Source organism: Streptococcus mitis (assembly GCF_003942865.1).
Taxonomy (GTDB): Bacteria; Bacillota; Bacilli; order Lactobacillales; family Streptococcaceae; genus Streptococcus; species Streptococcus mitis_BI.
In genome coordinates this window covers 234,120-261,013 of the sequence record NZ_RJNZ01000003.1, presented here as the reverse complement: position 1 = coordinate 261,013, position 26,894 = coordinate 234,120, and the positions used below count along the sequence as shown (strand labels likewise).

General features: G+C 39.9%; 15 protein-coding genes and 2 pseudogenes. 5 read left to right on the top strand and 12 right to left on the bottom strand.

Features of this window, described 5'->3' with window-relative positions:
* From D8845_RS04425 to D8845_RS04405, 6 genes and pseudogenes are all read right to left on the bottom strand, one after another.
* Positions 1–3,744 (bottom strand): annotated as a pseudogene (locus tag D8845_RS04425) (beta-N-acetylglucosaminidase domain-containing protein); the annotation flags it as partial.
* A 279-nt stretch (positions 3,745–4,023) separates the two neighbouring features.
* Positions 4,024–4,131 (bottom strand): annotated as a pseudogene (locus D8845_RS10450) (YSIRK-type signal peptide-containing protein); the annotation flags it as partial.
* A gap of 164 nt (positions 4,132–4,295) precedes the next feature.
* Positions 4,296–11,456: an SIALI-17 repeat-containing surface protein gene (locus D8845_RS04420; RefSeq protein WP_125452606.1), complete on the bottom strand. Its 7,161-nt coding sequence runs from the start codon at positions 11,454–11,456 to the stop codon at positions 4,296–4,298.
* 379 nt (positions 11,457–11,835) lie between these two features.
* Complete coding sequence (locus tag D8845_RS04415; RefSeq protein WP_185757380.1) at positions 11,836–12,693, bottom strand: bifunctional methylenetetrahydrofolate dehydrogenase/methenyltetrahydrofolate cyclohydrolase; 858 nt, start codon at positions 12,691–12,693, stop codon at positions 11,836–11,838.
* A 177-nt stretch (positions 12,694–12,870) separates the two neighbouring features.
* Positions 12,871–13,605: an amino acid ABC transporter ATP-binding protein gene (locus D8845_RS04410; protein ID WP_125452604.1), complete on the bottom strand. Its 735-nt coding sequence runs from the start codon at positions 13,603–13,605 to the stop codon at positions 12,871–12,873.
* Positions 13,605–14,288 carry an amino acid ABC transporter permease gene (locus D8845_RS04405; RefSeq protein WP_125452603.1) on the bottom strand — a complete coding sequence of 228 codons (684 nt, stop codon included), beginning with the start codon at positions 14,286–14,288 and terminating at the stop codon, positions 13,605–13,607. Before D8845_RS04405 ends, D8845_RS04410 begins: the two co-directional genes overlap by 1 nt.
* 190 nt (positions 14,289–14,478) lie before the next feature.
* Between D8845_RS04405 and D8845_RS04400 the strand changes: the two genes are divergently transcribed.
* The 5 genes from D8845_RS04400 (at position 14,479) to D8845_RS04380 (ending at position 18,909) form a co-directional block, all read left to right on the top strand.
* A complete protein-coding gene (locus D8845_RS04400; RefSeq protein ID WP_000443570.1) occupies positions 14,479–14,709 on the top strand; it encodes a DUF1797 family protein in 231 nt (76 codons plus the stop codon).
* Between the two features lie 231 nt (positions 14,710–14,940).
* Entirely contained in the window at positions 14,941–17,199 is a 2,259-nt protein-coding gene (locus tag D8845_RS04395; RefSeq protein ID WP_125452602.1) for an ATP-dependent Clp protease ATP-binding subunit, read from the top strand.
* Between the two features lie 129 nt (positions 17,200–17,328).
* A complete protein-coding gene (locus D8845_RS04390; RefSeq protein WP_125452601.1) occupies positions 17,329–17,781 on the top strand; it encodes an NUDIX hydrolase in 453 nt (150 codons plus the stop codon).
* Positions 17,782–17,839: 58 nt separating this feature from the next.
* On the top strand, positions 17,840–18,139 hold the full coding sequence (locus D8845_RS04385; RefSeq protein WP_000767189.1) for a DUF1827 family protein: 300 nt from the start codon (positions 17,840–17,842) through the stop codon (positions 18,137–18,139).
* 134 nt (positions 18,140–18,273) lie between these two features.
* A complete protein-coding gene (locus tag D8845_RS04380; protein WP_125452600.1) occupies positions 18,274–18,909 on the top strand; it encodes a GNAT family N-acetyltransferase in 636 nt (211 codons plus the stop codon).
* An 83-nt stretch (positions 18,910–18,992) separates the two neighbouring features.
* On the opposite strand, the gene metK is transcribed toward D8845_RS04380, so the two are convergent.
* The 6 genes from metK to ftsE all read right to left on the bottom strand — a co-directional run bounded on the left by metK (position 18,993) and on the right by ftsE (position 26,878).
* The gene (gene metK / locus D8845_RS04375) at positions 18,993–20,183 is read right to left on the bottom strand and encodes a methionine adenosyltransferase (RefSeq protein WP_000003945.1); all 1,191 of its coding nucleotides are present in this window, start codon (positions 20,181–20,183) and stop codon (positions 18,993–18,995) included.
* Positions 20,184–20,546: 363 nt separating this feature from the next.
* Entirely contained in the window at positions 20,547–21,890 is a 1,344-nt protein-coding gene (locus D8845_RS04370; RefSeq protein WP_033689026.1) for a DEAD/DEAH box helicase, read from the bottom strand.
* 140 nt (positions 21,891–22,030) lie between these two features.
* Positions 22,031–22,846, bottom strand: coding sequence for an endonuclease/exonuclease/phosphatase family protein (locus tag D8845_RS04365; RefSeq protein WP_125452599.1), 816 nt, complete (start codon positions 22,844–22,846; stop codon positions 22,031–22,033).
* Between the two features lie 51 nt (positions 22,847–22,897).
* A complete protein-coding gene (locus tag D8845_RS04360; RefSeq protein ID WP_084819648.1) occupies positions 22,898–25,078 on the bottom strand; it encodes a PTS transporter subunit IIBC in 2,181 nt (726 codons plus the stop codon).
* Between the two features lie 188 nt (positions 25,079–25,266).
* A complete protein-coding gene (gene ftsX, locus D8845_RS04355) occupies positions 25,267–26,193 on the bottom strand; it encodes a permease-like cell division protein FtsX (protein ID WP_124787747.1) in 927 nt (308 codons plus the stop codon).
* Positions 26,186–26,878 (bottom strand): cell division ATP-binding protein FtsE, encoded by a 693-nt coding sequence (gene ftsE, locus D8845_RS04350; RefSeq protein ID WP_125452598.1) that lies wholly within the window; start codon positions 26,876–26,878, stop codon positions 26,186–26,188. The genes ftsX and ftsE overlap by 8 nt, the downstream gene beginning before the upstream one ends.
* Positions 26,879–26,894 lie beyond the last annotated feature (16 nt).

The following is a 26,894-nucleotide window of genomic DNA, read 5'->3' as shown; positions in this document are numbered from 1 at the left end:
GAGATTAGTATAGAAGTTGCCTCGGCTTTCGCCACCGTTTCCTTCTACAGTTGGATCATTGATTGGTTTGACAAATTCGCCATCATTGATCACCAATTCTGTAAATCCTACAAAACGAGCATCATAGTCAGCTGTATAGAGGACACGAAGATAGTTTGCTTTGACTGGTGTCGTCAATTCACCCTCGATGTAACGATTTCCTGGCATCTTAGAATCATGTGTCCAACCATCTGTCAATGAATCATCTTGTGTACTATTGGCTACACCATCTCCCACTGTCACAACATCCGTCCAAGTTTTACCGTCTTGGCTGATTTGGATTTTTCCATCACGAAGATAGTTTTGAGTTCCGTCTTGGATGTAGGCTCTGATCTTCTTGATAGTGCGTTCACTACCAAGTTTCAAGGTTACATGGCCATCTTTATGGGCATAGTCTGAGAACTCAACGAAGTTGTTGTACACACCATCAAACAATTGATCGAGGTTATTAATCTTACGAACATCATTACTTCCGTATGTTGGATGAATGCCCATAGTTGTAGATTCTAGTTTAGTTGGTTGGACTTCTTTGGTAGTTACTAGGAGTGAGGTAGATGGAACAGCCTGTTCTTGGTCTGTTTTATTCACAAGACGAACGTAACGTACCAAGTGGGTTGCGACAGATCTGTCTGTCAACTGTCTAGCTGGTGTCCATTCTTGCGCATTTGCAGAGTACTCTAGGCTAAGAGCAGGGTTGGCCTGACCTTGGAGCTGGATGCTCTTGACTTTATGAATACGATCGAGCTTCATACCTAGATAGCTATGAGCAGGGAGTTTGGTCCCAGCTGGAATTTGAAGCTCGTAATTGCCCAAACTATCCACTACTGGTGTTTCCTTTAAGGCATCCACGTTGGTGTCTGTTAAGTCAAGATTTGGACTATCTACATCCACTCTAAATTCCGCAATTCTCCACCATTTACTTAAGGTTTCTGTATTACGAATGCGAACAAAACGAGTTGTAAATTCTTGCACGATATCAGAAGTTCGTTGCCCTGTTAAATTTTGAAGTGTAGTCCAATTTGTACCATCCGCAGAATATTCGACGACTCCAGATGCTAGTTTATCCCGTTCCCCTTGCATCAGATGAACTCGTTTTACTTTATGCAATCCACCTAAGTCCATTTGTACCCAAGCTTGTTCTGGTGTGACATTGGTTTGATCAACATGTGCCATCATAGATTCCGTGTTTTCTTGACCATCTTGCATCTGAACAGCACTTGTTCCATATTTATAAATCAGATTTGAACTTAAGCTAATAGTGCCCCTAACCTTCTTACTACCCAACTCTAGGGGGCTATTTACAGCAATTTCACGCATGGCGAGCCAAGCATTATCCTTCTTAGCTGTTGCTATCATACGAACAGCTTGAGCTGTGATATCGAGATCATTAAATTCCAGAATGCGTTCTCGACCAGTATATGCAGGGCTCGTTATGGCTACCCATTCTCCTTTTTCATTTTGATATTCCACAACTGCATTACTAAAGGTATAGTTATCAGCCGTATTAGTACCCGTAGCGAAACCTAATTTGTGTATTTTAATTGCCTTATTAAAGCGCAAGCCTACATAATCACCTCTTTCAATCACAATTGTTGTTTTGGCAATCACATGTGTATCAAAGTCACCATCTGTGACTTCTTTCAATCCGCCTTCTATTCCAGCACGATTCGTAATAAATGTTGTCACAAATTTATTTGGATTCAACATTGATTGGATGTGCAAGGCTAAGTATTCTTTGAGATTATTGATAAATGGTCGAATATGTTGGACACCAAATTCTGCGTATTCATAATGGTCAACGTAAAAGAAGGCATGTTTAACTGACTGGTCATAATGTTTGACTCCTGCCTGATAATACTCCCATACCTTGGCATCATTTTTTTCAGTAAGTCCATCCGTAGCTGTTAAGAAAGCTTCAAGCGCGTTCATTTGATCCACTGTATTATCTAACCAATAGTGAATTTGTTCAATTAATTTCTGATCGCCTTTTTCTTTAAGTAAAAGAGCATTGGCTTTCAAACCAGCAAAAATTTCCCTCAACTCTTTTCTTTCAGAATCCAGATTTTGACCAGATTTGAGTTTGTTATAAAATTCTATCAATTTTGGAGCCAATTCTACAGACTCTTCTAATTTAGTGACATGTGGAGGTCTATTTTGATTACGCATATGTTTTCCGAGTTCTCTAAACGCCTTTGAAACACTGCTTTCTTCGAAACGATCATTGACTACAAAGTTAAAGGCCATATCGTTAATCTGTTCTGCTTCTTCTGCGCTTTGCCATTGTTTCCATCCATACTGAGCTATATCAAAAAGTGCTACTTTAGAAGCTTCAGATTGTTGCATTGGATTTAACATAATTCCTTGTGCAAGTGATAAATCAACATTTGGATGTAAGAATTTTTCACCACCACCAAGAATTAGGTGGGGTTTTGTATTGTCATTACATGGCCAGTTAATCCAAAACTGAATTGGACGGTAAGTTTTACCGCCTTCCGTTAAATTTTTCTTTAAGTTCGTTAAGAATGTTTGGTCAACAGCACCCCAAACCTTTCCGCCAGTAAGTGTTAAATGGACATTTTCAGGAAGATGTTCATTCAAGGTCCGGAGTTCAGCTTCAGTTCCTTGCCCCATGTACCAGGCAGGAACAAAAATCATATCTTTGCGAAGACCACTGTATGTTGTTTGTTTTTCAGTCAACCAATTTGTTATATCCTTCATCAAGCGAACATAACTATGATAACCACCAACTGGGCTTGGTGCATCGTCTGCAAGCACACCAAATTCTCGCACTCCTACGTCCAATAACTGAGTAAATTTAGCCTTGATGGTTGCAAGATCAGCCTGGTAATGCGCTTCATTACCAAAGCGGATACGTTTATTCATAAATGGATGAATGGTCCAAACATAACGCGTTTTCGTCTCATTACCGACACGAGCGAGTTCTCGGATTTCAGCTAGTTTTTCTTCTGGGTAGAGTTCACGCCATTTCTTATTGTGATATGGATCATCTTTTGGTGCGAAATAGTATTGAGTTAACTTCAATTCACTTCCATAACGCATCAATTCTTTACGATTTTCATTAGACCATGGATTGCCATAGTAACCTTCGATGAAACCACGGTTCTTGATTTCAGCGTAATCTTCCACTGTCACATTGCGAAGGACTGGCACTTGACTTTCCTTGAGCATGTGTTTCAAGGTTGTCAAACCATAGAAGACCGCATCTGTGTCTTTTCCGACGATGGAAATTGAGTTGTCTTTGATGGTCAGAGCATAAGCATCAATTTTGTCAAAGAGACCTGTTGAAACGTTAGATAAGTTTTGTTCTGCTTGTGTTCCTCGTCCATGTACTCCAAGATAGATATTAGTTGCGCCAGCAACTGCTGATTGACTAGTAGTGTAGGATACTTGATTGTCCTGCAAGACACTCTTCAAGCGATTACGAGTATAGACATCGAGTTGATCTCCCATTACCAAATTGACTTGCTTACGAAGAGCTGTCACTCCTTCTCCATAAGTCACTTTTTGTGGAGTTGGGAAGACCTTGTACTCTTTCTTTAGATAATCTGCACTCTTGCTGGCAGCTACAATACTATCTTCGCTAGCTGGTTTGCTTGCAGTGAATTGATCCGCTAGTTCAACTGTTCCATCACCTGTTTGTTCTACTTTTGGAGTTTCAGGTGTAGTTGGTTGACTTGGTTTAGCGATTTCTTTATCATTTTGTCCTCCACTCATAGCTTCAGACGGCTTCGTTTCATTCTCTGGGGTTCCAGATGCATCAGCTAGTTTAGGATTATTTGTCGAATCGGTAGAGCCAATCGCTCCTGCAGCTTCTCCATTTCCAACTGTCGAGCTGCCTTCCTTCCCAGCATTTTCTTCTGCTTTCTTCAAAACTGCTGCAAGCTCATCAGGTAACTTTTCCAGTGGCTGAGCTTGAGTTATAGTTCCCTCTTTATCTCCTACACTACCTGTTTCTGCTGCCTCTACTAGATTAACACCAAAGATACTGGCACCAATCATAACAGAAGCTACTCCAATAGCGAATTTACGAATACTGTAATGACAACGTTTATTGAAAAAATTTTTACCCATCTTTATCTTATCTCCTTTCGTATAAACACGAAAGTAAACGATTCCATTTTTACTAGTAAAGACGGAGAGGCCTAATTGGTCCTCTCCATCTATTCGACTCATTTATCGATTCATTTTTTATTTTCTACTAATCTATACAAATAGAATGGTATTAGACGCACAGACTAATCCTCTTTGCGTTTTGCAGTTAATAAAGCTGCTGATAAGGCCAAGGTAACACCTGCCAAGAAAATAGCTGTTTCTGACTGTTTTTCACCAGTTTCTGGCAATCTCTTGTCTTCTTTGACAACTTGAACTGGTACTTCTGGAGTCTGAGCTTTTTCTAACGAACTTAGTTTAAACTCTGGTTTTTCTACTGTCGGTGCTGGTTGATTCCCTACTGTAGCTAGAATACCACGGTACTCTGGAAGTTTATGTTCTAGAGCCATTACAGCATTAACACCACCCTTAAATTCAGGTTTCTCAACACTTGGTACTGCTTGATCTCCTACTGTAGCTAGAACTCCTGTGTATTCTGGAACTTCATTGACTGCTGCTTCTACAAAGTTAGAACCACCTTTAAATTCTGGAACTTCGTTTACTGCTGCTTCTACAAAGTTAGCACTGCCTTTGAATTCTGGAACTTCGTTTACTGGCGCAGGTTCCTCACCCTTACTATTTGAAATAGATGGTTTTACTCCTACCTCAATAATACGATTTTGAGCTTTTCTTTGTTCAGAATGAACAAGAATTCTATTAGTTCCTGATACTTGAATATAGTCAACTTTTTCTCCAGCTTGTCCTTCAGAAACTACACGACGTTGACCTTGAGCAAGTTCAGGGTTTTCACGAATAACTTCTTTAAACGGAAGCGGAGTCTTTTCAATTTCCAAGCTTGGAGTTTCTGCAACTAAGTTCTTAACGCCTTCTGTCGGTGTTGTTTGGAAGGTAGACTTAAAGTGTAAACGATATTCTTTCACCAGATTTCCATCTTTGGAAACAAGACGAACAAGTGTTGGAAGATTTGTATTTCCATGATCCACTACCGTGACTACTCCATGTCCACTAGTTGTCGCAGTGACTTTTGGTTTAGTTCCCATTGTTGTTAGGGTGTACTCTGTCACATTTGGATCAAAGTTTTCCAATGATTTTCCATCGATCGAAATAGTCGCTGATGGTGTTTCGACTTCTGCTCCCTTTCCTGCAGAGTAGGCTGTAAATTCGACTACTGCTAGCCCGTTAGTAGTCGACTTACGAGTCATTCGAGCACGAATAGCTGTCGCTTGAATCGGATCAAAGTTAAACTCGATTGGTTTCCCAGCTACTAATTCTCCAGAAGCTCTGTAAGGAATTGGTGCCCAATTTTCTGCCTTGTTGAATGGATGGTCAGCATTTTCTTCATAACGAGAAATCGTACTTGGTTCTGTAAAGGCAGGACCAATATATCTTTCTAGAACCATTTTCTCTGGGGCATCTGTTCCACTATCTTTAAAGAACTGAATGGCTACTTTTCCAATAGATTGGGAGGCAATTTTACCATCCTTCTTAAAGAGTAGTCCGACAGAAGTTTCTTCATTTTTCGGAGTGCGAGACCAGTTTGTCCAACGTCCATCTTCATTGTATTTTCCATCATTGATATAGAAAATTCTATCATGTGAAGCTGCTTGTGTATCGTTCGTTGTCGAAGCAAAGGCTTTAGAATCCGTTTCATTGTTGCTTGGATTTTCTGAAATGACTTGATTTCCTTTAGAAACAACTGTCACCTGCATTTTAGTGGTTAGATTTGTACCAATGACATGACCGGTAATTTCAAATGTTCCCTCATGCTCTGTCGCATGTTCAGGAATAGCATCCCACTTCACTGCAAGTTTAGCTGCAGTCCAAGTAGTTGAATTTGGATAATAAACGCTTACCTCTGAAGGAAGTTGAAGATTGTCTCCAACATTCAAGATTTTAGCACTATTTTCTGCAGCAAGAGGTTGACTAGTTTCTCTCTCATCATTGCGGAAGATTCTATATTCTTTCAATACCGTACCATCTTCTGATTTTAAGATGAGACGTGTTGCACCTTTTGGACTGGTTGCCGGAACAACTGTTACCAAACCATTATTGCTAGCGGTTGCAGTGATTTCTTTGCTAGATTGAGGAATATAGTAATCAGTCTTAGATGGATTAAAGTGTTCAAGATCCTTGCCATCTACTTTGATAGAAATATCTGAACTTGTTTCACTTAAGACCTTGTTTCCAAGGACAGTTAGCTCTGTCAGACCAACTCCTGCAGTACCTTCAGCCTTTTTCATTCTAAGACGAACAGCATAGGTTTCTACCTTGTCAAAGGTAAAGTGATTGGTTTGAGTTGCAGATAGCTGGCTTGGAGCATGTAAGTTTTCAACTGCCTTCCAGTTGGCTGGATTATTAAATGGATGATTAGTATCACGCTGAGCATTGCTAACATCACTTGGTAAATCTGGAATTTCTTTACCTACATAATATTCAACTACATATTCTTTTGGAAGACCAATTGCTCCATCAGTATAGAAATCAACTGATAAATTGTTGACAAAACGTTTCGTCAAGTCTCCTGAATTACCAAACAAAATAGAAGCCCAGTCATTATCTGTATTTGTTCTCCAAGTAGTCCATCTATTTTTAGAATCTGTTGGCGTTCTTGACACAGTTAGGTCGTTCAAGGTATTAGCTGAATCATCTCCTCCTGTATTGGATACAATGGCAGCTGGCAATTGGGAACCTGTCCATTGTTTAGAGATATTATTTCCAGCAACAACTTGACTAGATACTCGAACATGGGCTTTAGTAGTCAGATTGCTACCCACTAAACGACCATTGATTTCATAGACTCCTTCAGTTTGACTAAAGTTGGCTGGAACCTGATCCCAAACTACATCTTTATAGATAGTTGTTCCATTAGAATGGTAAGCACGAACATTAGCTGGCAATTGAACTGACTCACCCTTAGGAAGAGTAAGGCTGATTTCCTCTGCAACTTGCAAGCCTTCAACTGTCACCGTTGCTTGAGCTTCAATATCTGTGCCTTCTACATGTCCTTTAAGCGTAAAGCTATGATAATACCCCAATTCTTTTTCATCTACCTTGTCCCAAGTTACAGATACTTTGCGTGGCAAGCCCTTATCAAATTCTGCTCCAACTTCTTTAGGTAGATTCGGTTGCTGATTAATGTCTGTAGAAACAGATACAGGATGAAGTTTCACAATCTTCTTGCTGACTTTATTTTCTTTAATCACTACTTCAGTAGTTACAGATTCTGTTTTCTCTGTTTGATTATCGATTCGAGGTGTCAAAGTCACTCTTCCCTTAGTATAAAGCAACAAGTTCTGTCCATTCACCTCAATATGCCCACCATCAGATGATTTAGCTTCTAGGTGAATATCTGAAGCTGAAAATTCTGTTTGAGAACCATCCTCATAACTACCAATGACACGATAAGTTAAGACCTGATCTTCAGTAGCAGTTTCTTTTCCTTCCACAACTACTTCCAAACGTTTCAAGGCAGGAGCTTCCTTAACAAACTGAATTAGATAAGTTTGAACCAAGTCACCCTTTTGGTCACTCAAGAAGACCGAAGCCTGATAACCATTATCAGCAGAAGCTTGCTGAACAGTTGCTTGATAACCAGTAGTCTGAGCCCCAACACTTGGAATTGTTCCAGTGTAAGGAAGGGATACACGGTAATAAGTCTTACCAGACTCGAAGTTCTCAAGAGCTTTATCCCCAACAGTAAGTCCTGTAATGCTACTTGTTGTTTCCTTACTGCTTGCGATAAAGGTTGCAGTTACTTCACGATCGTCATCTACCAATTTACCAGTAGCCTCCGTACGTCCACCTTCCTTGTTCAAAGCAGCAGGATCTTTCAAGGTCCAAGAAACAACATCAGTATCAATCAAGCTACCATCTGTCAGAACAGCTGTGACCGTTTTATCCAAATCAGCTGCAGTTGTACCAACTGGTACTGTAGCAACTTTTGGTAACCATCTATCTAAGGCAATCACTTTTACAAGTGCCTCAGCTTTGGTTTCCAAACCTTCTACACGTCCAGATACTTTTTTCTCACCTGCACTTGTAAGCAAGTCAGCTGGCATGTCCCATGTTACAGTCTTTTCCTCAACACTACCGTCGCTATAAATAGCTGTTACTGTTTGAGGCAATTCAGGATTTGTAGTCACATCAGTTGTTGCTTTTACAGGAGCAAAGGCTACAAAGTGACGGTTTTCTTTCTTACCAGACACAGTTGCGACCGTTGCGCTATCAGAAGTTAAGCCAGCAGAATCTGCATAAAGAGTAAATTTACCTTCTTTTTCTGTTGATTTTACAATGACAACTCCTTTACCATTGAAAGCACGTCTTTGCCATGTTCCATCTGCTTGAGCTTTGTAGCGCTCACGGCTAGCTTGTTCTCCATTATCCACACCAACAATCTGTCCCTGACCATGAAGATTGAAATGAACAAGATTGTTAGCTGTCGGAACCACATTCCCATCGCCATCAACAATTTCGTAATGGATGTAAGATAAATCTTTACCATCTGCTGTGATAACATGCTCTTCTTTAGTCAGACGAACTCTTGCTGGTTCACCTGCAGTTGTCACACTATCACGCGCAATTTCGTTACCATTTTCATCTCGAGCAATCGCAGTCAGTGTGCCTGGTTGGTATTTTACAAGCCACTCAAGATACAATTCACTTGGTTTAGCCCCCTCATGGTATGGACGTCCATCTTCTGTCGTTTTCTTAGTAAATTCCTTTTTACCAAGCGACTCTCCATTTAAGAACAATTCGACACTTGCAGCATTTGAGAAGGTACGAACCGGAACCTTTCCATCGACCAGCATCTTGCGATCCTTAAGAGTCTCTTCAGTCCAGTTCCAATGTGGTAAAATGCGTACAGTTGGCTTTTCTTTAGCACTATACCATTCACTACGGTAAAGGTAAAAATCATTCTTCGGTAAACCAGCCGTATCGATGATACCAAAGTAAGAACTTTTTACAGGTGTATTATCTTGGTTATGCCATGGAGTTGGTTCACCTATATAGTCAATTCCTGTCCAGATAAATTGTCCAGCATAGCCAGCACGATCACGGTCAAAAGTCCATGACTCAGTAGCTGTTCTTCCCCACCCAACACGGTCATTACCATAATCAGATTGTTCATAGTGACGATTTGGACGGTTATCGTGTCCAAGGATTTGAGCAGGATTGTAATAAGAATCACGCGTTCTAGTAGCTGAAGAGGTTTCAGAACCATAAATGAGCCAGTCTGGATGCGCTCTACGAACCGCATCATAAAAACGTTCACCATAGTTCATACCGACAGCATCCATGATTTCTGCGAGTTTCAAGAAATCACCTGTCGCTGCACGACTAAATTTATTTTCACCCATGGTGACATAACGTTCAGTATCAATCGCCTTGATAATAGCCTTCAGACGTTTAGCTGTCTCGATAGAACGAGGACTACCATTTGCCTCTTCCACCTCATTTCCAAGAGACCACATTACGATAGACGGATTGTTCTTATCACGTTCTACCATTGTTCTAAGATCAAAGTCAGACCACTTCTCACCCTTCTTAGCTTCAGGATGAGTTGCATCTTGATCAAAGAACCGTCCATAGTCATAAGTCTTCTTGCCACCATACCAAGTATCAAAAGCTTCCTCTTGCACCAAAAGACCTAAACTAGCTGCAGCATCAAGCAACTGAGGACTAGCTGGATTGTGGGTTGTTCGAATAGAGTTAACCCCCATATCTTTCAGGAGTTTTAATTTACGATAGGTAGCCTTATAATTTTCTTCTGCACCCAAAGCTCCATTATCATGGTGAATACTTACTCCGTGGAATTTCATGCGTTCACCATTCAGAGAGAAACCATCCTTAGCAGTCCAATTGAAATAACGGTAACCAAATGTATCTTCTGTTACATCAACTAGTTGACCTTCTTTATAAACCTTTGTTTTCAGCACATACAGTTGAGGATGATAACTTTTTGTCGTCCAAAGAGTTGGTTTATTAACTAGGATTGTTTGTCTGAAATCTGCAACTTCATTTTCTGCTAAATTCTTCGTTTCAGAGCGAACTAATTCTGATACAACCTTGCCTTCCTTAGTAAAGATTTGTTGTTCCACAAAGACTTTAGCAGCCTTCTTATCCGTATTTTTAATCTTACTTTGAACCTGTGTTTCAACATTACCTTCTTTTTGCTCAGCAAGTTTTGGAGTAGTGATATGATTACCATTTTCGGCAACATGGACTTTATCACGATAACTAAGAGTTACATCACGATAAATCCCACTTCCTGAATACCAACGACTACTTGGTTGCTTATTGGTCACTTGAACAGTAATTGAATTTTCACTACCATCCTTGTTTAAAAATTCTGTGATATCATATGAAAAATGATTATAGCCACTTGGATAATGTCCTACAAATTTACCATTTACATAGACCTTTGAATCCATGTAAACCCCATCAAAATTGATACGAACATCCTTATTCTTGTCTGCTTCATTTAATGTGAAAGTCTTACGATACCAAGCTGTTCCACCATTTAACTGGCCACCTTCATTACGCGCGGGAGATTTGTGATCAAAGTCAAAATAAATACTCCAATCATGAGGAAGATTCAATTTAGACCAATCATGAACATCCACATCTTTTTTTGAAAAATCGCCTTGGGCATTTAGTTTAAAATACCAATCTTTATTAAAATCTTGTTTTCGCTCCGATAATAGCTGTTTTTCCTTTTCAACTTCGGCTTTGTTTGACTCTCCAGACAGTGCTTGCGATTTTTCAGAAGAAGGTTTGATCTCTGTGTCTGCTTTCACTTGGTCCTTTTCAAAAGTTTTTTTAGAATCCTCTTTTACTTCTGTTCCAGCTGTTACTGCAGATTCAACAGGCTTTGGATTTGTCTCTTCCGATTTCTGTTTGTCTTCAGCCTTGGTTCCTTCTTCTACTTTATTTGGAGTTTCCACTTTAGGACTAGCCAATTCATGACTACCATCGTTAGCAGGTCTAGTAGTTTCTGTATCCTTAGTCACTTTATCTTCTGTCGACTCAGCTTTGGGTTTTACAAACTCACGCCCACCATTCCCATCAGCCTTTGCGATAGCAGCTGCCACATCATCAGGAAGCTTATCTAAAGGCTGAGGTTGATGAACAGTTGTTTCTTCTGTTTGAGTATTGGATGAAGCCACTTCCTCAGCTTGTACAGCTGAAATACCAAATATACTAGCCCCAATCATTACAGATGCCGCACCTATTGCAAATTTACGAATGCTATAATGACAACGTTTATCAAAAAGTCTTTTGTTCATTAAAATCCTCATTTCTTTTTCTTGATACAAAGTAAGCGTTTACTTTATTTTAAAAAATAACCTCCTTCTGAATACACAAACAAGTACCAAGTTCGATAATATATTTTATATATTGAATATATCAAAACACACCTAAAATTGCAATCATTTTCCATCAATTTAACCTAATAAAATGGTATGCAAGATAAGTTCATTCAAAAGAAATAGGTGCAATGAAAGTAGCTTTCTATTCTAGATTCTTTCCAATACAAATTTCATTCCATTAATAGCATTTTCATACTTCAAATTTATAGTTTATGGATTCATATCATCATAGACTGCATTCATTTACATACACTACATAAAAAGAAGGTAAAACATTATTCTACCTTCTTTTTTCCTATTTTCTATCCAATGTCCGAAGTGCTGCCTGATAGGTTTGCTCCATCAGCATAGTAATGGTCATAGGACCTACACCTCCAGGAACTGGCGTAATATGGCTAGCAAGTGGGGCAACTGCCTCATAATCCACATCCCCACAAAGCTTGCCATTTTCATCTCGGTTCATCCCAACGTCAATGACAACCGCTCCCGGTTTGACAAAGTCAGCTGTCACAAACTTAGCACGACCGATTGCAACGACAAGAATATCTGCCTTAGCAGCCACCTTGGCAAGATGATGTGTGCGTGAGTGGGTCAAAGTCACAGTCGCATTCTTAGCCAAAAGAAGCTGAGCCATTGGTTTCCCAACGATATTTGAGCGACCGATAACAACCGCATTTTTACCTTCTAGATCAATCCCATATTCATGAAACATCTCCATAATTCCTGCAGGTGTCGAAGGAATCATAACTGGATGACCAGACCAGAGACGCCCCATGTTTAAGGGATGGAAACCATCCACATCCTTTTCTGGGTCAATAGCCAACAAAACTGCCTCTTCATCAATATGTTTTGGTAATGGTAACTGGACCAATATCCCATGCCAAGCTGAATCTTGATTGTATTTGGCAATCAAGTCTAACAATTCCTCTTGAGTAATGGTATCTGGAACTCGCACAACTTCACTACGGAATCCAGCCGCAAGGGCTGACCTCTCCTTATTACGAACGTAGACTTGGCTGGCAGGGTTGTCCCCAACCAAAATCACTACTAAACCAGGTACTAGCCCCGTTTCTTCCTTTAATCTTTCAGTCTTTTCAGCCAGCTGTCCTTGTAACTTCGCTGCTAGAGCCTTCCCATCAATAATCTGTGTCATATCACTTCTCTTTTCTTTCAAATATCTTCCATTATACCAAAAACTGTTGGTCCCCTCTAACACTTCTTTCCTAGGCTATCTTATAGTTTCAAACTATAAGAAAAAGCTCGGTTCGAGCTTTTCATTAATCTATATTTTATATGTAAAATTGGCTACAAATAGCTAAACAAAGCTAACTTATAAAACCTTACTCAAGAAGTCTTTAGTCCGTTGTTCTTGGGTTTGTTCAAAAATCTGTTCAGGTGTTCCATCTTCAACAACCACACCGTCTGCCATAAAGATGACACGGTCTGCCACCTCACGAGCAAATCCCATTTCATGTGTTACGATAACCATGGTCATTCCTGACTTGGCTAAGTCTTGCATAACAGCCAACACCTCACCTACCATTTCAGGGTCCAGGGCTGAAGTTGGCTCGTCAAAGAGCAAAACATCAGGTTCCATAGCTAAACCACGCGCAATAGCAATCCGCTGTTGCTGCCCACCTGACAAACTCTGTGGGTAAGCATCTGCCTTATCTGGCAAACCAACTTTTTCCAAAAGTTCTTGGGCTCTCTTCTCAGCCACTGCTTTGCTCTCACCTTTGGTCTTGATAGGAGACAAGGTGATATTTTCCATCACAGTCATATTAGGAAAGAGATTAAATTGTTGAAAAACCATGCCCATCTTCTCACGCATAGCAAACAGGTCATTCTTCTTGTCCGTAATATCGACTCCCTCAAAGATAACCTTCCCCTTGCTTGCTTCTTCCAACAAATTCATAGAGCGAAGCAAGGTAGATTTCCCGCTTCCTGAAGGACCGATGATGACGACAACCTCTCCTCTTTTAATCTCGAGGTTGATGCCCTTCAATACTTCATTCTTTCCAAAGGATTTATGTAAATTTTCAATTTTTATCAAGGTTTCTGTCATTATTTTTTATCTCCTTGTCCCATACGTTTTTCAAAAGCTTTCAAGGCTGCTGTCAAAATAGAGGTCATAATCAAGTAATAAAAGGCTGCAAATAAAAGTGGTGTCAGAGGTAGATAGGTTGTTGTGGAAACTGTTGTAGCTCCATTCCACAACTCCATAACACCGATAGCTGATAAGAGGGAGCTGTCCTTGATAATGGTGATAAATTCGTTCCCCAATGCTGGCAAAATATTTTTGATAGCTTGTGGCAAAATCACATAGCGCATCGCATTTTTAGGACGAATCCCTAAAGAATAGGCCGCCTCTAACTGCCCCTTAGGGACCGCATTAATTCCAGCCCGAACAGTCTCAGAAACATAAGCACCACTATTCATTGAGATAATCAAAATCCCTGGAATCAGACGAGAAAGGTCAACACCTAAAATTCCAACCTGAATAGTCGGAGCATTGATGTGCATAAGGGCAAAGGCAATCATAATCTGAACCATCATCGGTGTCCCACGGAAAATCCAAACGTATAAGTTGGCAAGCCAAACAAGCGGTTTAAACTTTGAACGTTGCCCAAAAGCCAGGACAACACCCAAAATAGTCCCTAAAAAGACCACACAGATAGAAATGAGAACCGTCACGATAGCCCCATAGTTAAAATAAGGTAAATACTTAGGTAAAAAAGAAAAATTCATAGTCACACTGCTTTCTAAAATAGAATACTGTATGATTATAACATTAACTGAATTAAAATTCAAATCTTTTGTCTAATTTATTCAAAAAAACTTTAAGCTGGTAGAATTAGCGAGAAATCTTAGTTTTTTCTAGGCAAGTTGGCCTCCTTTATGGTAAAATAGTAACGATAAGAAATGAAGGAGAATCAAAATGGAATCACATTTGGTTAGAATCATCAACCGCCTTGAAGCAATGGCAAAAGATGGCGGAAATTTAAAACGTAATTTTGAACGCGAAGGAGTTGTTGTTGCAGAAGTTGCATACAGCCACGACGAAGAAAACGGATCAATCTTTACCCTTCGTGATGTAGAAGCTCGCGAAACTTATACGTTTGACAGCATTGACTTGATTGCAATGGAGATTTACGAACTCCTTTACTAATACAAAACAAGCTGGGATTACACCCTGCATGTCTAACCAAAATCCTTTTTGTCTCACAAATAGGATTTTTTTTATAGTCCAAATTCAAAAAAACTTTCATTGTAACAACTTCTCAAAGCTACAATCTTTTTACTTGCTTTACACCCCAATCCTGTTATAATGAGAGTATAGAAATTTGACTATTTTTGACCTTTAGACAGGTCAAGCTAAAGAAAGAAATGAGGTAGATGTATGCTTTGTCAGAACTGTAAAATCAATGACTCAACAATTCATCTTTATACCAATCTTAATGGAAAGCAAAAACAAATTGACCTATGTCAAAACTGCTATAAGATTATCAAGACAGATCCTAACAATAGCCTCTTTAAAGGTATAACGGATCTGAACAATCGTGACTTTGATCCCTTTGGTGATTTCTTCAATGACCTAAATAATTTCAGGCCTTCTAACAATACTCCTCCGACTCCCCCAACCCAATCAGGTGGAGGTTACGGTGGAAACGGCGGTTATGGTTCCCAAAANCGTGGACCTGCTCAAACTCCTCCACCAAGCCAAGAAAAAGGCCTGCTGGAAGAATTTGGTATCAACGTAACTGAAATTGCCCGTCGTGGAGATATTGACCCCGTTATTGGGCGCGACGATGAGATTATCCGTGTCATCGAAATTCTCAATCGCAGAACCAAGAATAATCCTGTTCTTATCGGTGAACCTGGTGTCGGAAAAACTGCCGTTGTCGAAGGTCTAGCTCAGAAAATCGTTGATGGTGATGTTCCACATAAACTCCAAGGCAAACAAGTCATCCGTCTGGATGTGGTTAGCTTGGTTCAAGGAACGGGTATTCGAGGACAATTTGAAGAACGCATGCAAAAACTCATGGAAGAAATTCGCAAACGTGAGGATATTATCCTCTTTATCGATGAAATCCATGAAATTGTCGGTGCTGGTTCTGCAGGCGATGGCAATATGGATGCAGGAAATATCCTCAAGCCAGCTCTTGCTCGTGGGGAACTGCAACTGGTCGGTGCCACTACCCTCAATGAATACCGTATCATTGAAAAGGATGCAGCCCTAGAGCGTCGTATGCAACCTGTTAAGGTTGATGAACCAACGGTGCAAGAAACAATCACTATCCTCAAAGGCATTCAAAAGAAATACGAAGACTACCACCACGTTCAGTATACCGATGCTGCAATTGAAGCAGCTGCAACTCTTTCCAATCGTTACATCCAAGATCGCTTCTTACCTGACAAGGCTATTGACCTCTTAGATGAAGCTGGTTCTAAAATGAACTTGACCTTGAATTTTGTTGATCCTAAAGTAATTGATCAACGTTTGATTGAGGCTGAAAATCTTAAATCTCAAGCTACACGAGAGGAAGATTTTGAGAAGGCGGCTTATTTCCGCGACCAGATTGCCAAGTATAAGGAAATGCAAAAGAAGAAGGTCACAGACCAAGATACTCCTATCATCAGTGAGAAAACCATTGAGCACATTATCGAGCAGAAAACCAACATTCCTGTTGGCGATTTGAAAGAGAAAGAACAATCTCAACTCATCCATCTAGCTGAAGACCTCAAGTCTCATGTTATTGGACAGGACGATGCAGTTGATAAGATAGCCAAAGCTATTCGCCGAAACCGTGTCGGTCTCGGTACGCCTAACCGTCCAATTGGAAGCTTCCTCTTCGTCGGACCAACTGGGGTCGGTAAGACAGAACTTTCCAAACAACTAGCTATCGAACTCTTTGGTTCTGCTGACAGCATGATTCGCTTTGACATGAGTGAATATATGGAAAAACACAGCGTGGCTAAGTTGGTCGGTGCCCCTCCAGGTTATGTTGGCTATGATGAGGCTGGGCAATTAACTGAAAAAGTACGCCGTAATCCATATTCTCTTATTCTCTTGGATGAAGTGGAAAAAGCTCACCCAGATGTTATGCATATGTTCCTTCAAGTCTTGGACGATGGTCGTTTGACAGATGGGCAAGGACGTACCGTTAGCTTCAAGGACGCCATCATCATCATGACTTCAAATGCTGGGACTGGTAAAGCCGAAGCCAGCGTTGGATTTGGTGCTGCTAGAGAAGGACGTACCAACTCTGTTCTCGGTGAACTCGGTAACTTCTTTAGCCCAGAGTTTATGAACCGTTTTGATGGTATTATAGAATTTAAGGCTCTCAGCAAGGACAATCTCCTTCAGATTGTCGAGCTTATGCTAGCAGACGTTAACAAGCGCCTTTCTAGCAACAACATTCATTTAGTTGTAACTGAAAAGGTCAAGGAAAAATTGGTTGACCTCGGCTATGATCCAAAAATGGGAGCACGCCCACTTCGTCGTACTATTCAAGACTATATTGAGGACGCAATCACTGACTACTACCTTGAAAATCCAAGTGAAAAAGACCTAAAGGCAGTTATGACCAGCAAGGGCAACATTCAAATCAAATCTGCCAAAAAAGCTGAAGTAAAAACTTCTGAAAAAGAAGTATAAATCTTATAGAAAAGGAGTAGAAAATGAAAATTTTCTGCTCCTTTTTACAAAAGTAACTATAAGTTCTTGACAGCTCGGCCTTTGTCCATTAAGATAATAATAAAGACAATAGATAATGAGGAAAATGCAATGGCAAATCCAACTTTCGGAGAAAAAAAGGCGAATACAGACTATGTTGCTCGTTATGGCGTATATGCTGTTATCCCTGATACTGAACAAAAACACATTATTCTTGTTCAAGCACCTAATGGCGCTTGGTTCTTACCAGGTGGCGAAATTGAAGCAGGTGAAAATCATCAAGAAGCCCTAAAACGTGAATTGATTGAAGAGCTTGGCTTCACAGCTGAAATTGGTGCCTATTACGGACAAGCTGATGAATATTTCTATTCTCGTCATCGTGACACCTACTACTACAATCCTGCCTACCTCTATGAAGCGACTTCTTTCAAAGAAGTACAAAAACCACTAGAGGACTTTAATCATATTGCCTGGTTCCCTATTGACGAGGCTATTGAAAATCTCAAACGTGGTAGCCATAAATGGGCTATCGAATCTTGGAAAAAACAGCATAAGATTGGCTAAATCAAGCTACTTTATTCAAAAAGTGCTATAATAGAATTAGAAAATCGGAGGAAATGTTATGAAGCTTATCAATACGACAAACTCACACTCGCAACTTGTAAAAAGCCAGCTAGAAAGTACAGATGCAACCCTTGTTGAGGTTTATTCTGCAGGTAATACAGATGTTATTTTTACCCAAGCTCCGCTTCACTATGAAATCCTCATCTCAAACAAACACCGCGCTATTCGCGAACCTGAAATCGAAGCTATTCAAGAATTTTTCTTGAAACGTAAAATTGATAAGGACTCTATTGATGAGGCTAATATCAAAACCCTCTATTCAGAAAAATTAATTGGAATTTCGATTCCAACCAAATAAAATCTTGGAGAGATTAGAAAGTGCTTTGAACCTTATGGAACAAAATTGGGTTTATTTAGCTTTTTAAATCATCTCCAATTTTTTATCTTGAAATCCTATCATACACAATTTTATAGGTAACAAAGGAGACAAGCATGGGAGACATGATATATCGAGAGGCAAGACTTGAAGAATACGAAAAAATTGGAAAACTATTAGCCAATTCCTTTCTTGACTATCCCTTTTTAACGATTATAACTGATGATTTAAAGAAACCTGATTATTATCCTAATTTTGTAGAAACATTACAAACAATGCTTACCAGAGTCTATATTAAAAAAGGAAACTGTTTAGTTGCAGAACAAGATGGAGAATTACTAGCAGTCGCCCTTTTGCAACAAAAAGATTTCTGTATACTATCCTATCTACGAAATGGTGGAACAAACATTTTTCGCTACATTAGACCACAAAATCTCCTTAAATACTTTGACTTTGTAAAACGTTCCAAAAAGCATTTAGAAGAATCTGGAGAGTTTGATTGGTATTTGATGGCCTTAGCTGTTAATACAGCAAGTAAGGGACAGGGAATAGGCAGTACTTTTCTGACACAAGGGATTGAACCTTATGTCAAATCAAAAGGCTGTAAGCACTTGGGTCTCATTACCAGCACAGCAAGAAATGCCTCATTCTACGAAAAAAACGATTATGTCCTACTAGACTTTATGGATCTAGAATACGGATCAAAATCAATTGGTAACTGGGCATTTTTAAAAACAATGAATAAATTATAACAGGCCAGCAATTTAAAAATCCTATTTAAATAAGGATAACTTATATTTAAAAAAACCAACGTTCAAAACGTTGGTTTTCTTATCTATTTGACTGCTTCTTTCAAAGCCTCTACCTTATCCAAACGTTCCCATGGAAGATCAATATCTGTACGTCCCATGTGTCCATAAGCCGCTGTTTGACGGTAAATTGGGCGCTTGAGGTCCAGCATTTGGATAATTCCTGCAGGGCGAAGGTCAAAGATTTGACGGGCTGCTTTTTCAAGCTTGCTTTCAGCTACTCTTCCTGTACCAAAGGTATCGATACGAACAGAGACAGGCTGCGCAACACCGATGGCATAGGCCAATTGCACTTCTGCTTTCTTAGCAAGACCTGCTGCAACGATGTTCTTGGCAATGTAGCGTGCTGCATAAGAGGCTGAGCGGTCCACCTTAGTCGCATCTTTACCAGAGAAAGCACCACCACCGTGACGAGAGTAGCCACCATAAGTATCTACGATAATCTTACGACCAGTCAGACCTGAGTCCCCTTGAGGTCCACCGATTACAAAACGACCAGTAGGATTGATGAAGAATTTTGTTTGCTCATCTAAGTAAGAAGATGGAATAACCTCTTTGATAACCTTGTTAATGACATCATTGTGAATTTGTTCGTTGCTGACTTCTGGATCGTGCTGAGTTGAAATCACGACTGTGTCCACACGTACTGGACGGTCATTTTCATCATACTCAACTGTAACTTGTGATTTGGCATCTGGGCGAAGATAGCTTATTTCACCAGTCTTACGAAGTTCTGACAGACGACGAACCAATTTATGACTGAGTGAGATTGGCAATGGCATGAGCTCTTCTGTTTCATCCACTGCAAATCCAAACATAAGCCCTTGGTCTCCAGCTCCAATCAAGTCCAGTGGATCTTGGTCTACATTCCCACGTACCTCCAAGGCTTCGTTAACACCTTGAGCAATATCAGGAGATTGTTCCACCAAAGATGGATGTACTCCTACCGTTTCAGCAGAAAATCCATACTCAGTATTTGTATACCCAATCTCTGCAATGGTATCACGAACCACACGGTTAATATCTACATAGGCATTTGTAGAAATTTCACCAAAAACGTGGACAGATCCAGTATATACAGCAGTCTCAGCAGCAACGTGCGCCTCTGGATCCTTGGCTAAAATAGCATCCAAAATCGCATCTGAAATTTGGTCTGCAATCTTATCTGGATGCCCCTCAGATACAGATTCAGACGTGAATAATTTACGTTCTGACATAAAAATGTCCCCCCTTAAAAATAGTGTTATAGAGTTACAAAGTACTGATAGAAATCCCTATCATCGACGAGTTGCGACGCGTAAGAAAAAACGATACTTTTTATTTCTGAAGCTTGTAAGGTGCATAGGGTGACCGCCCTACAGCGGCAACCGTAGAATGACGAACGACTTTGGAGCCGTCATTCTTTGCGAGTTGCGACTCGAAAGAAAAAATAGAAATTTCTACCATCTTATCGGGACTATATAACTTTATCATTATACCATTTTTAAACGCAATTTGCAGTCTTTAATGTAGTGTTTCTGTTTAGATAGTTCGTTCTCATAAATAAAAAAAATTGGAGCTCAGTACTCCAACTTTTTCTATTAAAATGTTTGGCGTTTTGCTTTACGCTCTGCACGACCACGAGCACGATTTTCAGCGCGTTTGGTCTTGCGGCGCTTTTCATCAACCGCCCATTTAATTTTCTTCTTATAACCCGGTTTGACTTTTTTCTTTTTCTTTTTAACCAAACCAATCATTTCGATATCAAGTTTATCTTGTTTTTTCTCACGGTTAGCACGACGATCACGGTCATAAGTATCTTGGAATTCTCCATCTTTGACCATCTTAGGAGTAAACTTGATTCCCAATTTCTCCAACTCACGAATATCCGAGTCATCACTTGGCTGATAAAGAGTAATAGCTGTACCTGGTAGGCCATTTCGTCCAGTACGACCAACACGGTGAACAAAGAAGGACAAATCTTGCGGAATGGCATCATTGATGACATGGCTGACACCTTCAATATCAATCCCACGTGCTGCCAAATCTGTTGCGACAATATACTCAAAATCCAGATTTTTCACCTGGTTCATGATACGTTTGCGCTCACGAGGGGCAATATCCCCATGGATTTTTGCCACCTTCAAGCCTTGAGCAGTCAGATATGAATGCAATTCATCAGCACGCGTTTTAGTGTTAACAAAAATCATTGCCAAATACGGTTGCATCAACTGAGTCAACTGGTAAATTTGAGCATTCTTGTCACGTCCCTTTGTAGAAATCAACCAATTATCAATGGTATCAGAAATGACCGTTTTGGTCTTGATTTTCTCCATAACAGGATTTGACAAGTATTTTTTCAAGAATGGTTGCAGTTTTTGTGGGATAGTCGCTGAGAAGACCATGAATTGCAGGTCTTTTGGAAGGCTTCCAGCAATCTTATCAACAGTTTCCAAGAATCCCATATCCAAGGTCATATCTGCCTCATCGACCACAAAGGTCTTAGCCTTGTGAATAGCTAGGTCACCAGACTTAACTAAGTCATAAATACGGCCAGGCGTTCCGATAACAATATGAGGCTGGTTACTTGCCAATTTGTCAATCTGGCGAGCCTTATCTGTACCACCCACATAATTAACCACACGAATTTCTACCTCTGAGTGGGCTGCAATCTGACGGGCTGCTTGGTAAATTTGAGTAGCTAATTCACGGCTCGGTGCAGTAATGACTGCTTGAACACTATCGCTGGCTTCATCTAATTGCTGGAAAATCGGCAATAGGAAAGTATGAGTCTTACCAGAACCTGTTTTTGATTCACCGACTAGGTCACGACCTGCCAAAACAATAGGAATCAACTTGTCTTGCACCTCTGTTGGAGTTGTAAATTTCAACTCCTCCAAGGCTTCACTAATATATTTTTTAAATTGAAATTTCGTAAATGACATAATATCCTCGATTCTATCTATCCTATCAATTATACCATATTTTATTCCATTTCAGTAGTCTCACTTATAGAGCTTACTTTCAGTAGCTTTTCTAGTCAGAAAAAGGCTGGAATGTTATAATTCCAACCTCTTTTCAGTCATTATTTCCAGTTTAAAATAGCATTCAAGCCATAGTGATCACTAACTTGTGGACTCTTGTTACCATCAAATACGACATGTAATTTTTCTACCTCTAAGTCTTGGGTAGTAAAAACATAGTCGATTCGAAGGGGTTCTGTGTTCCCTTTCCAGCCATCAATTTCTGGTGGAACGGTATAGCTACCGCTTTTCTCTTGAGCAACTTCAAAAGCGTCTTGTAAGCCTAATGGACTAGCTAAAATAGCTTGGTAGCCTTCCTGTCCAGCCGGATTGTTGAAATCTCCAGCTAGCAAAAGTGGCTTGTTCAATTCTTTCAAGACAGCCTCAAATCGTGCCCATTCTTCTTGGAAACCTTTATCCCACCAAGAAAGATGGACACTGGCAACTGCAAGCTCCTTGCCATCGACTACAGTTTCAGCCAGGGCGACACGGCGAGTATGATAGTCTGTTGGATCATCTACATCTGAAACCAAAATTTCTCTTGCTTCAATAGGTGTTTTAGACAAGATAGCCACACCTTCATGGTAGCGGTCATAACCAATATGGTTATAGGCCCAAGTCCAGTAGTAATCTTTCCCTTGCTCTGACAACTTTTCAACCAAGAGTCTAACATAGTGATCATGATGAATAGGCTCAGCAGCTGGCAAAGCTTGATAAAGGTCATTAACCTCCACCTCTGGCGAAGTAATCTCCTGATTGATTTCTTGGAAACATATCAAATCATAGTCTTTATCAAGAATATCTTCAAGCAAGAGCTGGAATTTTTCCTCGGATTCTTTTTCCATCCAGCTATGAGTATTGAGTGTTAAAAATTTCATGCTTTTCTCCCAAAACAAGAGGTTGGAAAACAGCTTCCAACCTCAAGTGTATTACAATTCTACTTTAGCAACTGCTGTTTTAGCTGCAAGAGAACCTGTTTGTTCTAATTTAACTGATTTAATAGCTTCAGCATTTGTGAAGACAACTACTGTAGAAGTTTCACGACCTGCTGCACGGATAGCATCCAAGTCAGCTGTGACAAGAAGATCACCTGCTGCAACTTTTTGTCCTTCAGCTACATGAACAGTAAATGGTTTTCCTTCAAGACTTACTGTGTCCAAACCAATGTGAACAAGTACTTCAAGACCTGCTTCAGTCACAAGACCAAGAGCATGTTTTGTAGGGAAGATGCTTGATACAGTACCTGAAACTGGAGATACAATGTTTCCATTTGCAGGTTCTACAGCAAATCCGTCACCCATCATTTTTTGAGCAAATACTGGATCTTTTACTTGTTCCAAAGCAACAACTTGACCGTCAGCTACTGAGTAAACTTCCTCTGTTACACCTTTGTAGTGTACAGTGTTTTGTTGTGCTTCTGTCATTTGACTTGGAAGAGTTTCAGGAATGATTTCACCTGAATCAAGGATATCTTGGATATCAGATTTCAATACGTCTGCTTTTGGACCGTAGATAGCTTGAACTCCTTGTCCTTTCATGACAAGACCCATAGCTCCTTCTGCTTTCCATTGTTCTGCATCACCGACTTTATCAGCATCTTTTACAGTTACACGAAGACGAGTCATACATGCATCAACATCAACGATGTTTGCACGTCCACCAAGAAGGTTAATAATGTTTACAGCTTGAGAACCTGCTGCAACTTTCACTTCGCTGCTAGCTTCTTCTGAACCTTCAGCAGTTTCGTAGTTTCCGTTACGCCCTGGAGTTGCGTAGTTGAATTTTTGAATCATGAAGTTTGCGATAAAGTACATGATTACGGCAAAGAGAACAGTTACCCAGATAAAGTTAACAATATCCATACCAATACCAGCGCTAATCGCAATAGGTGTACGAGTCAAGAACTCGATTGAACCGAATGAGTGCATACGTAGGTTTACTACATCAGACATAGCGAAGGCCGCACCTTGAACAAGTGAGTAAACAAGGTACATAGGTGTTGCTACAAACATGAACATGTATTCGATTGGTTCAGTAACCCCTGTCAAGAATGTTGCAAGAGCTGTCGCAATCATCATACCTTTATATTGATGTTTCTTATCAGCATCGACATTACGGTAGATAGCCACAATCACACCCATCAAGATACCGAACGAACCGATCATTTGTCCAACTTTGAAACGAGCTGGGTGAACAGTATCTAACAATTGTTGGTAGTGACTTGCATCTGTACCTTTAAGGTTAACAAGGTCTGTTACCCATGCAAGCCAAAGTGGATCTTGACCAAATACTTGGCTACCTTTTGCTGCACCAGTTAAGACTTCATAAGTACCACCAAGAGCTGTGTAGTTCATTGGGATAGTCAACATGTGGTGAAGACCAAATGGCAAGAGCAAGCGTTCCAATGTACCATACAAGAATGGTGCAAGGATTGGAGCAGTTTCTTGTGAGTTAGCAATCCAGATACCAAAGCTATTGATACCAGTTTGCACAAGTGGCCAGAAAGCTGAAAGTACGATTGCAGCAATTACTGAACGAAGAATAACTACAAACGGTACAAAACGTTTTCCGTTAAAGAATGAAAGTGCATCAGGAAGCTTACGGAAGTTGTAGTATTTGTTGTAAGCAGTTGCTCCAATAAAACCAGAAATAATCCCTACGAAGACACCCATGTTAAGTGCTGGAGCTTCCATAACACTAATGAAGTAATCAGCAACTTTGATTGATCCACCAAAGAGAGTTGTTACCATAGCTTCTGGATTTTTCAACATATCTCCTGATACGCCAAAGATTGTACCAGTGATACGATTGATTAGGACAAAGGCAAGACCTGCCGCAAACGCACCACCAGCGCGTTCCTTAGCCCAGCTTCCTCCAATAGCGAGGGCAAACAAGATATGAAGGTTAACGATGACTCCCCAACCGATTTGCTCTAGTACACCACCAGTAGTAACGAGTGGGGCAAAGTTAGGGTTGATCATCACAAGTGACTTACCGATTGAAATCATCAAACCAGCAGCCGGCATAACCGCGATAACCACCATCAAAGCCTTACCGAATTTTTGCCAAAACTCGAAAGACAAGACATTTTTGAATGTATCTTTCATCATTCAAATCTCCTTTATTTTTATTTAGGCAAACGTTTTACGAAAACGTTTGCACTTAGCTATGTATTAATTATACCACTTTAATTTTTTTTGTAAAGATTTTTATAAAAAAAATAGAGAAAAAAGAGAAAGTTTTTACACTTCCTCTTTTATATTTACATTATTATTCTAGTATTTCAAGAAATATAGTATTAAATCTTTAGGAAACGTCTCATTGATATACCAGATCCAATTGAACCAATAAAGATACCGATAACAAAAAGAAGTGCAATCATGAGAGGTATAAATATATCTGGTGTAATCATTGACAAGTTTTGCCCAATCAATGATTTATTTACAGATTGATAAACCATATTGTAAACAAAGAAAACTAAAACTGATGGGATTGCAGCACCAAACAAACCGATAAAGGCACCTTCTAATAAGAATGGACCTCTGATATAACCATTTTTAGCCCCCACCAAACGCATGATTTGAATTTCACGACTACGTGAAATGATTGTAATACGAATAGTGTTGGAAATTAAGAACACTGCTATAAAGATCAACAGACCAGCTATAACTAATCCCCAAACACGAATGAAGGAAGCAAGTTGGAAAAGACGCTGGGTATTTGCACCGCCATCTTGAACTTCTGACACACCTTCAATTTTTTTAGCCTCTTCAGCTACTTTTTGGACATCACTTGGTGTATTTGTATCTACTACGTAAGCATCGTAGAGTGGATTGGCATCCCCTTCAAAAACTTTCCAATCATCGCCCATCGTTTCAGTTAATTTCTGGTACTGCTCTTCTTTACTTGAGAAGGTAACACTTTTAACAGTGGGCATAGCTTTCAAAGCATCATATACCTTATGGTAATCATTATTGGTTACTGTTTGACCTTCTTTTACAATAGTCTCACTATTGTCTGCCACATCCTTACGAATGTAAACCATCACTCGGACATTGTTTTCAATATCGGTAGCCAATTTCGCAGTGTTAAAGATAACAGATGCAAACAAGGCAACAAGTGTCAAAGTAATCATAACCGAACTGACAGCTGCTACTGTCATCCAGCCATTTCGTTTCAAACTTTTTAATGATTCAAATAAATGACGAAAAAATCTACTAATCATCGTATCCATATTCTCCTTTAGCTTCGTCACGAACGACACGGCCATTTTCAATGGCAATGACACGGTGGCGCAAGGTATTTACAATCTGACTGTTGTGGGTAGCCATCAAGACAGTTGTACCTTGGAGATTGATGCGTTCCAACAAATTCATGATCTCCCATGAATTATCCGGGTCCAAGTTTCCTGTTGGTTCGTCCGCAATCAATACTTTGGGATTGTTTACAATAGCACGCGCAATCGCAATCCGTTGTTGTTCTCCCCCCGAAAGTTCATTTGGAAAAGAACGAACCTTATGCTTCAATCCAACCAAGTCTAAAACTTCCATAACACGTTTTTTGATATTACGGCGACTCTCACCAATAACTTCCATTGCATAGGCAATATTTTCATAAACGGTTTTCTTTGGCAAGAGTTTATAGTCTTGGAAGACCACCCCAACACTACGACGTAGAAGCGGAATATCTTTCTTCTTGATTTTAACTAGATTAAAATCTGCTACTGTTAAGCTTCCTTTTTCGATTTTGACTTCTCGGTACAAAGCTCTAATAAATGTTGACTTTCCTGCTCCTGAAGGTCCTACGATGTAAACAAATTCCCCTGGTTGAACGCTTACCGAAACACCACGTAGGGCAGTCGTTCCGTTGTCGTATTTTTTGACGACATCTCTCATTTCAATAATTGACATGTGAGTTCCTTTCTAT